This window comes from Streptomyces sp. 2323.1, assembly GCF_900221035.1.
GTDB lineage: Bacteria > Actinomycetota > Actinomycetes > Streptomycetales > Streptomycetaceae > Streptomyces > Streptomyces sioyaensis.
The window spans coordinates 3,669,342-3,683,452 of the sequence record NZ_LT907981.1; the positions used below are offsets into that span (position 1 = coordinate 3,669,342).

General features: G+C 71.9%; 14 protein-coding genes and 1 pseudogene. 8 read left to right on the top strand and 7 right to left on the bottom strand.

From position 1 onward, the window contains the following. The first annotated feature begins 308 nt into the window (after window positions 1-308). From nhaA to CPH93_RS36800, 4 genes are all read left to right on the top strand, one after another. Window positions 309-1,703 carry a Na+/H+ antiporter NhaA gene (gene nhaA / locus CPH93_RS15415; RefSeq protein WP_096213182.1) on the top strand — a complete coding sequence of 465 codons (1,395 nt, stop codon included), beginning with the start codon at window positions 309-311 and terminating at the stop codon, window positions 1,701-1,703. 41 nt (window positions 1,704-1,744) lie between these two features. Continuing rightward, window positions 1,745-2,203: a phage holin family protein gene (locus CPH93_RS15420; RefSeq protein WP_093484379.1), complete on the top strand. Its 459-nt coding sequence runs from the start codon at window positions 1,745-1,747 to the stop codon at window positions 2,201-2,203. Next, window positions 2,200-3,138 (top strand): alpha/beta fold hydrolase, encoded by a 939-nt coding sequence (locus tag CPH93_RS15425; protein WP_096213183.1) that lies wholly within the window; start codon window positions 2,200-2,202, stop codon window positions 3,136-3,138. The genes CPH93_RS15420 and CPH93_RS15425 overlap by 4 nt, the downstream gene beginning before the upstream one ends. A gap of 243 nt (window positions 3,139-3,381) precedes the next feature. After that, window positions 3,382-3,579, top strand: a complete 198-nt coding sequence (locus CPH93_RS36800; RefSeq protein WP_078568661.1) for a hypothetical protein — start codon at window positions 3,382-3,384, stop codon at window positions 3,577-3,579. 70 nt (window positions 3,580-3,649) lie between these two features. Here CPH93_RS36800 and CPH93_RS15435 read toward each other — a convergent pair whose 3' ends face one another. From CPH93_RS15435 to nth, 3 genes are read right to left on the bottom strand one after another with little or no spacing between them, the layout of a single operon-like run. Then, the gene (locus CPH93_RS15435) at window positions 3,650-4,849 is read right to left on the bottom strand and encodes a MarP family serine protease (RefSeq protein WP_093484377.1); all 1,200 of its coding nucleotides are present in this window, start codon (window positions 4,847-4,849) and stop codon (window positions 3,650-3,652) included. Window positions 4,850-4,862: 13 nt separating this feature from the next. Next, window positions 4,863-5,591: an NUDIX hydrolase gene (locus CPH93_RS15440; protein WP_093484376.1), complete on the bottom strand. Its 729-nt coding sequence runs from the start codon at window positions 5,589-5,591 to the stop codon at window positions 4,863-4,865. 53 nt (window positions 5,592-5,644) lie between these two features. Further along, window positions 5,645-6,796, bottom strand: a complete 1,152-nt coding sequence (gene nth / locus CPH93_RS15445) for an endonuclease III (protein ID WP_096215454.1) — start codon at window positions 6,794-6,796, stop codon at window positions 5,645-5,647. 278 nt (window positions 6,797-7,074) lie between these two features. Between nth and CPH93_RS15450 the strand changes: the two genes are divergently transcribed. After that, complete coding sequence (locus CPH93_RS15450) at window positions 7,075-7,749, top strand: Crp/Fnr family transcriptional regulator (protein WP_006604164.1); 675 nt, start codon at window positions 7,075-7,077, stop codon at window positions 7,747-7,749. Between the two features lie 217 nt (window positions 7,750-7,966). Then, a pseudogene (locus CPH93_RS15455) lies at window positions 7,967-8,775 on the top strand (nucleotidyltransferase). 38 nt (window positions 8,776-8,813) lie between these two features. Here the strand turns inward: CPH93_RS15455 and CPH93_RS15460 are convergent. From CPH93_RS15460 to CPH93_RS15475, 4 genes are all read right to left on the bottom strand, one after another. Next, window positions 8,814-9,650: an MBL fold metallo-hydrolase gene (locus tag CPH93_RS15460; RefSeq protein WP_093484374.1), complete on the bottom strand. Its 837-nt coding sequence runs from the start codon at window positions 9,648-9,650 to the stop codon at window positions 8,814-8,816. Beyond that, complete coding sequence (locus CPH93_RS15465; RefSeq protein WP_096213184.1) at window positions 9,647-10,588, bottom strand: NUDIX hydrolase; 942 nt, start codon at window positions 10,586-10,588, stop codon at window positions 9,647-9,649. Before CPH93_RS15465 ends, CPH93_RS15460 begins: the two co-directional genes overlap by 4 nt. Window positions 10,589-10,713: 125 nt before the next feature. Continuing rightward, window positions 10,714-11,178 (bottom strand): RidA family protein, encoded by a 465-nt coding sequence (locus tag CPH93_RS15470; RefSeq protein WP_096213185.1) that lies wholly within the window; start codon window positions 11,176-11,178, stop codon window positions 10,714-10,716. Then, window positions 11,175-11,336, bottom strand: a complete 162-nt coding sequence (locus CPH93_RS15475; RefSeq protein WP_003975360.1) for a DUF4177 domain-containing protein — start codon at window positions 11,334-11,336, stop codon at window positions 11,175-11,177. Before CPH93_RS15475 ends, CPH93_RS15470 begins: the two co-directional genes overlap by 4 nt. Before the next feature lie 209 nt (window positions 11,337-11,545). Between CPH93_RS15475 and CPH93_RS15480 the strand changes: the two genes are divergently transcribed. After that, entirely contained in the window at window positions 11,546-12,601 is a 1,056-nt protein-coding gene (locus CPH93_RS15480) for an ArsA-related P-loop ATPase (RefSeq protein ID WP_093484371.1), read from the top strand. After that, entirely contained in the window at window positions 12,598-13,977 is a 1,380-nt protein-coding gene (locus CPH93_RS15485) for an ArsA family ATPase (RefSeq protein ID WP_096213186.1), read from the top strand. The genes CPH93_RS15480 and CPH93_RS15485 overlap by 4 nt, the downstream gene beginning before the upstream one ends. Window positions 13,978-14,111: the final 134 nt, after the last annotated feature.

Genomic DNA, 14,111 nt, shown 5'->3' on the forward strand with positions numbered 1-14,111 from the left:
CGGATGACGGGGGCGTCCGGCCGGTGCGGCCGGACGCCCCCGTCGTCGTATCCGGGCCGCCGCGCCGCCAGGCCGCACGCCTCCGACGTCCGGGCCAGCCGGGGGAGGCGACCGGCTGCGGCGGCCCGCCCGCCGGACGGCCGGACGACCGTTTTGCCCGTAAAGTAAGGCCACCGGACAGCGCCCCGCACCCGCCCGGTAAGGTGGGAACCGCGTCAAGGAAACGCAAAGAAACTCTGGGTGCGCCGGGAAGTCTGGTCGGCAACTGCAACAGCCGTACACAGCTGCCGAAGGCCGGAGGTCACCCCGTGAGTGCGCCCAGCAACCGCCGCTCCATATTCCTGGGACGAATGTCCCTGCCCGAGCGGAACTACCTCGCGGACGCGCTGCGCGCCGAAACCGTCGGCGGCATCCTCCTCCTCGCCGCCGCCGTAGCGGCCCTGATCTGGGCAAACACCCTCGGCGGAAGCTACGAGGCGGTCCGCGGCTTCCACCTCGGCCCGTCCGCAGTGGGCCTGGATCTGTCCGTCCAGCACTGGGCCGCCAACGGGCTGCTCGCGGTCTTCTTCTTCGTGGCCGGCATCGAGCTCAAGCGCGAACTGGTCGCCGGCGAGCTGCGCGACCCGCGGGCCGCCGCGCTCCCCGTGATCGCCGCGATCTGCGGGATGGTGATGCCGGCGGTCGTCTACTTCGCGGTCAACAGCCTCGGCGGCGGCTCACTACAGGGCTGGGCGGTCCCCACCGCCACCGATATCGCCTTCGCCCTCGCCGTCCTGGCCGTGATCGGCACCTCCCTGCCCGCCGCGCTGCGCGCCTTTCTGCTCACCCTCGCGGTCGTCGACGATCTCTTCGCGATCCTGATCATCGCGGTCTTCTTCACCTCGACGATCAATTTCCTGGCGCTCGGGCTCTCCGTCGCCGGGCTGGTGCTCTTCTACCTGCTGCTGCGCAAGGGCGTCCGGGGCTGGTACGTCTATGTCCCGCTCGCCGTGGTCATCTGGGGCCTGATGGAGAACAGCGGGGTGCACGCCACCATCGCCGGCGTCGCCATGGGCCTGATGCTGCGCTGCACCCGGCGCGAGGGCGAGACCTCCTCCCCGGGCGAGCACATCGAGCACCTGGTCCGCCCGCTCTCGGCGGGCTTCGCCGTACCGCTGTTCGCACTCTTCTCCGCGGGCGTGTCCCTGTCCGGGGGCGCGGTCCATGACGTCTTCACCAGGCCGGAGACGCTCGGGGTCGTGCTCGGCCTCGTGGTGGGCAAAACGCTCGGCATCTTCGGCGGCACCTGGTGCACCGCCCGCTTCACCAAGGCCCAGCTCAACCCCGACCTCAAGTGGCCGGACGTCTTCGCCGTCGCCGCCCTGGCCGGTATCGGCTTCACCGTCTCCCTGCTCATCGGCGAGCTCGCCTTCTCCGAAAACCCGGTCCTGACCGACGAGATCAAGGCATCCGTACTGATCGGCTCGCTGCTGGCGGCCGTCTTCGCCGGCATCCTTCTCAAGGTCCGCAACGCCAAGTACAAGGCGCTGTGCGAGGACGAGGAGCGGGACGAGGACCAGGACGGCATCCCGGACATCTACGAACTCGACAAGCCCGAATTCCACCTGCGGATGGCAGCCATCCACGAAGCCAAGGCCGCGGAACACCGGCGGCTTGCCGAACTGGCCTCCGGCACGCACGCCGAAGACGATGATCCGGCATGATCTGAGAGGCTTTTCCGGGTGACGAGAAGAGGGAGACGGCGATGAGCGCAGCCGACAACGGCACGGAACGCAGCCTCGGACAGCTGGTGGCCACGGCCACGGCCGAGATGTCCGCGCTGATGCACGACGAGATCGCGCTGGCCAAGGCGGAGTTCCGGCAGGACGCCAAGCGGGCGGGCATCGGCGGTGCCGCGTTCTCGGTGGCGGGCGCGCTGGCGCTGTTCGCGCTGCCGGTACTGAGCTTCGCGGCGGCGTACGGCATCCACAACCTCGGCCTCGGGCTCGCCTGGTCCTTCCTGATCGTCGGCGGTGCCTTCCTGGTCCTCGCCGGGCTGCTGGCCCTCCTCGCGATGGCGAAGATGAAGAAGATCAAGAAGCCGGAGCGGTCCATCAGCTCCGCGAAGGAGACCGCGGCGGTGCTCCAGAAGGCCAAGCCGCACCCGCGCGTGGCGCCGGTGGAACACCCGATGCTGGAGTCTGTGACACGCTCATCGGTATGACAGCCCCTGACAGCACGGCCTCGGTCGTACGGCTCGACGTCCCCGGTGGGAAAGCGGTGTCCCACCGTGACGTCGCGGCCAACGGCGCCCGCTTCCACATCGCGGAGATGGGTGACGGCCCGCTGGTGCTGCTCCTGCACGGCTTTCCACAGTTCTGGTGGACCTGGCGGCACCAGCTCCCGGCTCTTGCCGAGGCGGGTTTCCGCGCGGTGGCGATGGACCTGCGGGGCGTCGGCGGCAGCGACCGCACCCCGCGCGGCTACGACCCGGCGAACCTCGCCCTGGACATCACCGGCGTCATACGGTCCCTGGGGGAGCCGGACGCCGCACTCGTCGGGCACGACCTGGGCGGCTATCTCGCCTGGACGGCGGCGGTGATGCGGCCCAAGCTGGTGCGCCGGCTGGCCGTGGCGTCGATGCCGCATCCGCGCCGCTGGCGTTCGGCGATGCTCGCCGACGTCCGGCAGAGCGCCCGGAGTTCACACATCTGGAACTTCCAGCGGCCCTGGCTGCCGGAACGCCGGCTGACGGCGGACGACGCAGAGCTGGTGGGCCGGATGATCCGCGACTGGTCCGGCCCCCGGCTGCCGGACGAGGACGCGCTCGCGGTCTACCGGCGGGCGATGAGCATCCCCTCGACGGCGCACTGCTCGATCGAGCCGTACCGCTGGATGGTGCGGTCCCTGGCCCGCCCCGACGGGATCCAGTTCAACCGCCGGATGAAGCGGCCGGTCCGCGTGCCGACGCTGCATCTGCACGGCTCCCTCGACCCGGTGATGCGCACCCGCAGCGCGGCCGGCTCCGGTCAGTACGTCGAGGCGCCGTACCGCTGGCGGCTGTTCGACGGCCTGGGCCACTTCCCGCACGAAGAGGACCCGGCGGCGTTCTCCACGGAGCTGATCAACTGGCTGAAGGACCCGGAACCGGACCGCTGACGAGCCGCGCGCGACTGCGGCCCGGGGCAACGCGCGCCCCGGGCCGCACCGTTGAGGCAGCCGTCCCGGACCGTTCGTGCGGACGTCCGCGCCCCGCTGAGCGGGCGGCCCGAACCGCCGAACGGGGCACTCCCATCCCAGACTCGAACGCTCGTATGACGAACAGCCAATTGCCCGGCGCATAGGCCAATTGGCGGTCCCCGAGGCGGTTACCGACCTTGGGCCACGGGCAGAGTCGAAGGTATGGGCTGGACGCACGACTACCGTGACGTGGCACGCAACCGCCGCAGCAGTGCCGCTGCAGTGGGTACTCAGGACAGGGGAACCCCGGACCTCGGGTCCGGACCGTCCCCCGACCCGGCGCACCCGATGGGCATCCCGCGGATCCTGCGCCGCAGAGCGCGCTGGATGAGCGCGCGACTACGCCATCCCCGTACCTGACACACACCGGCCCGCCGGCGGTGCGCGGGAAGCCCTGCTCCCCGCCGCCCGGCGTGCCGCTCCCTCGGACTCAGATCGCGCAGCCCTGGCTGTCGACCTGCTGCTCGGCCGTACGCCCCTTGACGATGTCCGAACGGATCTCGTCGGAGGTCAGGGCGTAGCCGGTGTGCGAATCGTCCAGCGACTTCGCGAAGACGACGCCGTAGACCTCGCCCTTCGGAGTGAGCAGCGGGCCGCCGGAGTTGCCCTGTCGGACCGTGGCGTAGAGGGAGTAGACATCGCGGCGGACCGTGGCGCGGTGGTAGATGTCCGGGCCGTTCGCCTGGATACGGCCGCGGATACGGGCGGCGCGGACGTCATAGCCGCCGTTCTCCGGGAAGCCGGCGACGATGGCGTTGTTGCCGCTGCGTGCGTCCGGGCCGGCGAACCGGAGCGCCGGGGCGTTCAGCGACGGCACGTCCAGGACCGCGATATCGCGCTGCCAGTCGTAGAGCACGACCTTGGCGTCGTACGTGCGGCCCTCGCCGCCCACCTGGACGGTCGGCTCGCGCACCCCGCCGACGACATGGGCGTTCGTCATCACGCGGTGCCGGCCGAAGACGAAGCCGCTGCCTTCGAGGACCTTGCCGCAACCGGGAGCCGTACCGACGACCTTGACGATGCTGCGCCTGGCCTGTGCCGCCACCGGGCTGGTGGCGAGCTTCGGGTCGGGTGCGGGCACATTGTTGATCGGCTCGTTGGAGAACGGCGTGAAGACCTGCGGGAAGCCGTTCTGGGCGAGGACCGAGGAGAAGTCGGCGAACCACGTGCTGGCCTGCTGGGGCATCACTCGGGACACGCCCAGCAGCACCTTGGAGTTGCGGACCTCCTTGCCGAGGGTCGGCAGGGACGTACCGGCCAGCGCCGAGCCGATCAGCCAGGCGACCAGCAGCATCGCCAGGACGTTGACCAGCGCGCCGCCGGTCGCGTCCAGCGCTCTGGCCGGTGACCAGGTGATGTGGCGGCGCAGTTTGTTGCCCAGATGGGTGGTGAGCGCCTGGCCCACGGATGCGCACACGATGACGATGGCGACCGCCGCGATGGCCGCGAAGGTGCCGGGTGTCGCATCACCGGTGATCTCGTTCCAGATCACGGGCAGCAGATAGACCGCGACCAGGCCGCCCCCGAGGAAGCCGATCACGGACAGGATGCCGACGACAAAACCTTGCCGATAGCCGACGATCGCGAACCACACGGCCGCGACCAACAGCAGGATGTCCAGGACGTTCACGCCCGCCACCGTCTCATGAGCGCCAGTCGAGTGGGACCGCCTTGTCACGGTCCCACGGAATCTCCCAGCCCGCGTAATGCAGGATCCGGTCGATCACTCCGGCCGTAAAGCCCCAGACCAGAGCATTCTCGACAAGGAATGCGGGTCCGGTGTGGCCGCTGGGGTGGCGCGTCGTCACCCGATGGGCCGGGTCCGTGAGATCCGCCACGGGAACCGTGAACACCCGGGCGGTCTCCGCCTGGTCGACCGCGCCGACCGGGCTCGGCCGGCGCCACCACCCCAACACGGGCGTCACCACGAAGCCGCTGACGGGGATGTAGAGCCGCGGCAGCACCCCGAAGACCTGGACACCGGACGGATCGAGGCCGGTCTCCTCCTGGGCCTCGCGCAGCGCCGCCCGCACCGGGCCGGGCCCGTCGGCATCGCCGTCCTCCGGGTCGAGGGCACCACCGGGGAAGGAGGGCTGGCCGGCATGGGAGCGCAGGGTGCCGGCGCGCTCCATCAGGAGCAGCTCGGGGCCGCGCGGGCCATGGCCGAAGAGGATCAGGACCGCGGACTGCCGGCCGCCGCTCTCCGGCGGCAGAAAGCGGCTGAGCTGGCGCGGCTGGATCGTGGCGGCCGCGCGGGCCACCGGGGCCAGCCACTCGGGCAGGCCGTCGGCGGAGACCGGGATCTTGGGACCGGGCGCCGCGCCGCGCATGCCCACCTCCTCGTCGTACCCCTGCTCCCGTGCACTTCTCATCCGCGCCCCCTCAGGCCTGGCGTCGATCGTCGGTCACCTCTGGACGGCTGCCGTCATGAGGCGGCCGCCGGGGGCGCCATGGGGGGCGCGGGCTGCCCCGGATAGTCGGCCGGCGGCTTCAGCCGCTGCCCCGGCTGGCCCCCCAGCTCGTACTTGAGCAGCTTCTTCGCCTTCTCCGGGTCCGTCTCGCCCTCGCCGTACGCGGGGCACAGCGGGGCGATGGCGCAGGCGCCGCAGGCGGGCTTGCGGGAGTGGCAGACGCGGCGGCCGTGGAAGACGACGCGGTGCGAGAGCATCGTCCACTCGCTCTTGGGGAAGATCCCGGCGACGTCCGCCTCGACCTTCTCGGCGTCCTCCGCGGTCGTCCAGCCGAAGCGGCGGGCGAGGCGGCCGAAGTGCGTGTCGACGGTGATGCCGGGGACGCCGAAGGCGTTGCCCAGCACCACATTGGCGGTCTTGCGGCCGACCCCGGGGAGCGTGACGAGGTCCTCCAGGCGGCCCGGCACCTCGCCGCCGAAGCGGTCGCGCAGCGCCGCGGACAGGCCCAGCAGCGACTTCGCCTTGGCCCGGAAGAAGCCGGTCGGCCGGATCAGCTCCTCCAGCCGCTCGGGGTCCATGGCGGCCATGTCCTCGGGCGTCGGGCAGACCGCGAACAGGCGCGGCGTGGTCTGGTTGACCCTCAGGTCGGTGGTCTGCGCGGACAGGACCGTGGCGACCAGCAGCTCGAAGGGGTTGGTGAAGTCCAGCTCGGGGTGGGCGTACGGATACAGCTCGGCCAGCTCACGGTTGATCCGGCGGGCCCGCCGCACCATCGCGACCCGGGACTCGGGCTTGCGGGCGGGGGGCTGCTTGGCGGGGGCCTGCTTGGCCGCGGTCTTCTTGGCCGCCGTCTTCTTGGTGGCGGTCGTCCGGGCGGGAGCCTGCCCGGCGGCCGCGGCGGTCTTCTTCGCGACGGCCTTCTTCGCCGTGGCCTTCTTGGTGACGGCCTTCTTGGCGACGGCCTTCTTGGCGGCCGCCGGCTTCTCGGGGGTTTCGTTCACGGCGGCCTTCTTCCCTGCCGAGGTCTTGCCTACCGGGCTCTTTTCCGCGGCGGTCGGTGCGGTGGTGTGCGGCGCCGCCGGTCGCGACGCGCCGGGCTGCCGGACGGCCGGCTTCCGGACGGCCGACTCCCCAGGAGTCGATTTGTTACGTTTATCCGAACTCAAGGCGCGACCGGACGGCTGTTCGCCCACAGCGGAATCACGCCCTGCACTCACCCGTCCGGCCCCCCAGTCCTCTGCTCTCACCTAGGTATTGGACACTCGGCCAGAGTAAGGCCAGCCACTGACATCCGGCTTGATCGCCGGGAATCGTGACTCCAATCGGCCCCCTGCCTTATGGCTCGGGGCACCGGTCCGGCAAACTTGTGATTGATCGCACTGTTTTGCATTCCGGCATGATGGGGACCACAGTCCCCCGGAGCATGTCGACAAGGAGAGAACTCGTGGACGACGTTCTGCGGCGCGCACCGCTCTTCGCGGCGCTCGATGACGAGCAGGCGGCCGAGCTGCGCGCCTCGATGGGAGAGGTCACGCTCGCCCGCGGCGACGCCCTGTTCCACGAAGGGGACCCCGGCGACCGCCTGTATGTGGTCACCGAGGGCAAGGTGAAGCTGCACCGCACCTCCCCCGACGGCCGGGAAAACATGCTCGCCGTCCTCGGCCCCGGGGAGCTGATCGGAGAGCTCTCGCTCTTCGACCCGGGCCCGCGCACGGCCACCGCCTCCGCCCTCACCGAGGTCAAGCTCCTCGGCCTGGGCCACGGCGACCTCCAGCCCTGGCTGAATGCCCGGCCCGAGGTCGCCACGGCGCTGCTGCGGGCGGTCGCCCGCCGGCTGCGCAAGACCAATGACCAGATGTCCGACCTGGTCTTCTCGGATGTGCCGGGCCGGGTGGCCCGCGCCCTGCTCGACCTGTCGCGCCGCTTCGGTGTGCAGTCCGAGGAGGGCATCCATGTGGTGCACGACCTGACGCAGGAGGAGCTGGCCCAGCTGGTGGGCGCCTCCCGTGAGACGGTCAACAAGGCGCTCGCCGACTTCGCGGGCCGCGGCTGGCTGCGCCTGGAGGCGCGCGCCGTGATCCTGCTGGACGTCGAGCGGCTGGCCAAGCGCTCGCGCTGATCCGGCGCACGGACTGCCTGGGAAGGGCCCCGCTCCGGCGGGGCCCTTCGTCATGGCCGGCGACGCCCCTGGGCCGACGCGGCGCCGCGGAGCCACCGTCCGCTCGCGGAGCCTTGCCCGAGATCCACTCGCGGAGCCGGGCGCGAGATCCCTCGCCGCGCCCCGCCGCCCGTTAACCACTCGCAGCGCCGCCACACTCTTCGCCATAGTGCCGCCCATGACCAACGGCACCGGACTGGACGAGGACGGCTACTTCGTTCGGGAGGGGTCCCTGGACCGGGTGTCCGCGGGGTTCGCGCCCGTCGTGGCGGAGCTCCATGCCCGGCTCGGCGCGCACTTCGGCCCGGAGCGCCTGCACAGCAGCTATCTCTTCGGCAGCATCCCGCGCGGCACGGCCGCCCCCGGAGTCTCCGACCTCGATGCGCTGCTCGCCCTGCGGGCGGAGCCCACCGACGCCGACCACGCCGCCGCGCGCGCCCTCGAGGACCGGCTCGACGCCGCCTTTCCGCAGCTCAACGGTGCAGGGATCCTGCTGTTCAGCACGCCCGCCTGCTGAGCGAGCGGGAGCGCCACGACCTGGGATGGTTCGTCGCCTGCCTGTGCACGCCGCTCAGCGGCCCGGACCTCGCCGCCCGGCTGCCCCGCTACCGCCCCACCTCGCTCCTCGCCCGGGAGACCAACGGCGATCTCTTCCGCAGCCTGCCCGGTCTGCGCGAGCGGGCCGCGGCGGCCACCACGGAAGCCGAGCGCACCCGGCTGACCCGGGGTGTGTCGCGCCGGCTCGTACGGACCGGGTTCACCCTGGTCATGCCGTGCTGGGGCGGCTGGACCAGTGACCTCGCCGAGTCCGCGGAGGTGTTCGGCCGCTACTACCCGGCGCACGCCGGGCAGATGCGCGCCGCCGCCCGGGAGCCCGCGGCCCACCCGGAGCTGCTGGACGAGCTGCTCACCGGCCTCGCCCCCTGGCTCGCCGGCGAATATCTGGCCGTCCACGGGGCGAAGGCGCCCCGCCCGGAGGACCGCTGACGGAGCCTCTCCGCCGTCGGGGAGGCCCGCCCGCGGCGTCAGCAGTCGATCAGTCCGTGTTCGCCCAGGTAGTCCAGCTGCGCCCGGACAGACAGCTCGGCGGCCGGCCACAGGGAGCGGTCGACGTCGGCGTACACGCTCGCGACGACCTCCTCGGGCGTGCGGTGGCCGGCCTCGACAGCGGTCTCCACCTGGGCGAGCCGGTGGGCGCGGTGCGCCAGATAGAACTCCACGGCCCCCTGGGCATCGTTCAGCACCGGCCCGTGGCCCGGCAGGACCGTCGCCACCCCGTCGTCGACGGTGAGCGAGCGCAGCCGGCGCAGCGAGTCCAGATAGTCGCCCAGCCGCCCGTCGGGGTGTGCGACCACCGTGGTGCCGCGGCCCAGGATCGTGTCGCCGGTGAGGACCGCACGATCGGCCGGGAGGTGGAAGGAGAGCGAGTCCGCGGTGTGGCCCGGTGTGGACACCACGCGCAGCTCCAGGCCTCCGGTGGTGATGACATCGCCCGCGTCGAGCCCCTCCTCCCCCAGGCGCAGCGCCGGGTCGAGCGCCCGTACGGCCGAACGGGTCAGCTCGGCGAAGCGGGCGGCGCCGTCGGCGTGGTCCGGGTGACCGTGGGTCAGCAGGGTCAGCGCGATGCGCTTGCCGGCCTGCTCAGCGGTGTCGATGACGGCCTGGAGGTGGCCCTCGTCGAGCGGCCCGGGGTCGATGACGACGGCGAGGTCGGAGTCCGGTTCGGCGACGATCCAGGTGTTGGTGCCGTCCAGCGTCATCGGCGACGGGTTCGGGGCCAGCACGCAGTGGGCGCGCGCGGTGGCCGGCCCGGAGAGCACCCCGCCGCGCGGCCGGCCGGGAAGAGCGGTCGGTTCGGTCATGCGGGGGTCCCTCCCGAGGTGCCGGGGCGGTCCGAGGGGCCGTCGGCGTCCCCCTGAGCACCGGTGCCGGTGTCCGTCTGCGCGATGTGCTTGGTGAATTCGTCGTGTCCCGGCCAGCTCAGCTCGATCTCGCCGCCCACGAGGCGGGCCCGGGCCAGTACCGGCGTCAGGTCCTGGGCCTCCGCGGCGGCCAGCGCGTCCGCGACGGAGGCGTACGGCTGGAGCCCGCGCAGCGTCGCGATGGTCGGCGGCATCATCAGCAGCTCGCCGCGGTCGTATCCGTCGGCTGCCTCCTTGGGACGGATCCACACCGTACGGTCGGCCTCCGTGGAGGCGTTGCGCGTCCGCTGGCCCTCGGGGAGCGCCGCGACGAAGAACCAGGTGTCGTAGCGCCGCGGTTCGAACTCCGGGGTGATCCAGCGGGCCCAGGCGCCCAGCAGGTCGGAGCGCAGGACCAGGCCGCGGCGGGCCAGGAAGTCGGCGAAGGACAGCTCGTGGGCGACCAGGGCGGCGCGGTCCGCCTCCCAGTCCTCGCCCGTGGTGTCGGCGACGACCGTGTCGGCCGAGGCGCCGGCGAGCAGCACGCCCGCCTCCTCGAACGTCTCACGGACCGCCGCGCAGACGATGGTCTGTGCGGTGGCCGGATCGACGCCCATACGGACCGCCCACTGGGCGCGCGAGGGACCGGCCCAGGTCACCGGGCGTTCGTCGCGCGGATCGACCGACCCGCCCGGATAGGCGTACGCACCTCCGGCGAAGGCCATGGAGGTGCGTCTGCGCAGCATGTGGACGGCGGGGCCGCCGGCGGCGGAGTCCCGCAACAGCAGGACGGTCGCGGCCCGCCGGGGCTCGGCAGGGGTCAGCTCGCCGTTCGCGAGGGCCCGGATGCGGTCCGGCCACTCCGGCGGGTACCACTGGCCATTGGTCGTGGACGCCATGGCCGGATGCTATGCGCTCGCGCGCGGATGTTCGAGGGCCACTTTCGCGCCGGTGGGCCCCTGCTGACGAGGGGCCCACCGGGGCAACGGCACATGGGGCGGACGTCACCGCCCCCATGACGGGTCTATTCGGCGATCTCCACCTGGATCTCGACCTCGACCGGCGAGTCGAGCGGCAGCACCGCAACGCCCACCGCGGACCGGGCGTGCACGCCCTTGTCGCCGAGGATCTCGCCCAGCAGTTCGCTGGCGCCGTTGAGCACGCCCGGCTGACCGGTGAAGTCCGGCGCGGAGGCCACGAAGCCGACGACCTTCACGACCCGCTGGATCTTGTCGAGGTCGCCGACGACGGACTTCACGGCGGCCAGCGCGTTGAGCGCACAGGTCGCGGCGAGCTCCTTGGCCTGCTCCGCACTGACCTCGGCACCGACCTTGCCGGTGGCCGGCAGCGCGCCGTCCACCATCGGCAGCTGGCCGGAGGTGTGCACATAGGCGCCGGAGCGCACCGCGGGCTGGTAGGCGGCCAGCGGCGGCACGACCTGCGGCAGCGCGAGACCGAGCTCCGCGATCTTGTCTTCTACCGCACTCACGCCTGCTTCTCCCGCTTCAGGTAGGCCACCAGCTGTTCGGGGTTGTTCGGGCCCGGCACGACCTGGACCAGCTCCCAGCCGTCCTCGCCCCAGGTGTCCAGAATCTGCTTCGTCGCGTGCACGAGCAGCGGCACGGTCGCGTATTCCCACTTGGTCATGGGGCGAGCGTAATGCCTGTCCACGGCGGCGGTGGACGCCGTCCGCCGCAGCCCGCCACCACCCGTCCCGCGCGGCGTCGAAGTGCCCGGTCACCCGGCCCCTACGGCACATCCCTGACCCGTCCCTGACGCACCGCGGGCAGATCTCCGGGGTGTCCCAGGCGCCATCCCGGGCGTAGCCGGGACGCGGACTGGTTAGGCTCCTTGGCGTGAGCAGGCTCCATGTCGTCAGCGGCAAGGGCGGCACCGGCAAGACCACGGTCGCCGCCGCCCTCGCCCTCGCCCTGGCCACCGAGGGACGCCGTACCCTCCTGGTCGAGGTCGAGGGCCGGCAGGGCATTGCCCAGCTGTTCGAAACCGAAGCGCTTCCCTACGAGGAACGCAAGATCGCGGTGGCTCCGGCGTCGGACGGTGCCGCGCTCCGGGTCTCCCCCGGGAACGAGTCCGGGGGCGAGGCCCCCCGGGGCGGCGGGAGACGCGCGGGCGGCGAGGTCCACGCCCTCGCCATCGACGCCGAACGCGCCCTCCTGGACTACCTCCAGATGTTCTACAAACTCGGCAGCGCGGGCCGGGCTCTGAAGAAGCTCGGCGCGATCGACTTCGCCACGACCATCGCGCCGGGCCTGCGGGACGTCCTGCTGACCGGCAAGGCGTGCGAAGCGGTCCGCCGCAAGGACAAGAACGGCAAGTTCGTCTACGACGCGGTCGTGATGGACGCCCCGCCGACCGGCCGCATCACCCGCTTCCTGAACGTCAACGACGAGGTCGCCGGCCTGGCGAAGATCGGCCCGATCCACAACCAGGCGCAGGCCGTGATGCGCGTCCTGAAGTCACCGGAGACCGCGGTGCATCTGGTGACGCTCCTGGAGGAGATGCCGGTCCAGGAAACCGCGGACGGAGTCGAGGAGTTGCGCGCCGCCGGCATCCCCGTGGGCGGCATCGTCATCAACATGACCCGCCCGGCGCTGCTGGACAACGGCGACCTCGACATCGCCGCCCGCGGGGCCCGTGCGGGCGTCGCCAAGGCGCTCTCCCAGGCCGGTCTGGGCGGCGCCCGCCGCGGCGGCCTGGCGGACCGGCTGATCGACCCCCTGCTGGAGCAGGCGCGCGAACACGCCGAGCGGGTCGAGCTGGAGCGCGCCGAGCATGCCGAACTGACCGCAATCGGCCTGCCCACCTACGAGTTGGAGCTGCTCCCCGAGGGAGTGGACCTCGCCGGGCTCTACCACCTGGCGAGAGACCTGCGGAAACAGGGGCCCATATGACCGCGGACAACACGACGCTGGACGCCTCGGCCCCGCGGCTCGAGGTCGACGCTCTGATCGACGACCCGCACACCCGCATCGTGGTGTGCTGCGGCTCGGGCGGTGTCGGCAAGACCACGACCGCCGCGGCCCTGGGCGTTCGCGCCGCCGAACGCGGGCGCAGGGTCGTCGTGCTGACCATCGACCCGGCCCGGCGGCTGGCCCAGTCCATGGGCATCTCCGAGCTGGACAACGTCCCGCGCCAGGTCAAGGGCGTCGACGAGTCCGCGGGCGGCGAACTCCACGCGATGATGCTGGACATGAAGCGCACCTTCGACGAGATCGTCGAGGGCCATGCGGATGCCGACCGGGCCCGCGCGATCCTGGAGAACCCCTTCTACCAGTCCCTGTCGGCCGGTTTCGCGGGCACGCAGGAGTACATGGCCATGGAGAAGCTCGGCCAGCTCCGCGCGAACGACGAGTGGGATCTGATCATCGTCGACACCCCGCCGAGCCGCTCCGCACTGGACTTCCTGGACGCGCCCAAGCGCCTCGGGTCCTTCCTGGACGGCAAGTTCATCCGGGTGCTGATGGCGCCGGCGAAGGTCGGCGGCCGGGCCGGCATGAAGTTCCTCAACGTCGGCATGTCGATGATGACCGGCACCCTCAGCAAGCTCATGGGCGGGCAACTCCTGCGGGATGTGCAGACGTTCGTGGCCGCGATGGACACCATGTTCGGCGGCTTCCGCACCCGCGCGGACGCCACCTACCGGCTGCTGCAGGCGCCCGGCACGGCGTTCCTCGTGGTGGCCGCGCCGGAGCGGGACGCGCTGCGCGAGGCGGCGTACTTCGTCGAGCGGCTGGCCGCCGAGCAGATGCCGCTGGCCGGCCTGGTACTGAACCGCGTGCACGGCAGCGGCGCGTCCCAACTCAGCGCCGAGCGCGCACTGGCCGCCGCGGAGGCCCTGACGGACCAGCGGGCCGAGGACACCGATGCGGACGCCGGCACGGACGCCGGGGACGACACCGACCCGCCGTCCGCCGCCCGCGCAGAAAATAATCTTGAAACCGGCGGCATTGTGGATCTCGGCGGCGGGAAGGCTGGATCACGTACCGCCGGCGGCCCCTCCCCCGCCGCGGCGGAGCATGTGACACCCACCTCGGCCTCGGCAGCGCAACTGGCCGCCGGGCTGCTGCAACTGCACGCGGAACGTATGCAGGTCCTCGCGCGCGAACGGCGCACGCGGGACCGCTTCACCGCGCTGCATCCCGAGGTTCCGGTGACGCAGGTCGCCGCGCTGCCCGGCGATGTTCATGACCTCGCGGGACTGCGCGCCATCGGCGACCGGCTGGCGCTGAACCTCACGGATACCGACGACACGGACACCGGCGACTGAGCCGTACGTACGCCGGCCCAGCCAATCATCTGTGCCAACCATCCGCGCCACCCACCCGCCACACGGCGCCCCTCGCCTGCACATCCAAGGGGCGCACGGAACCGCGCGCCGGGCCCTCGACTCCCCAACTCCGG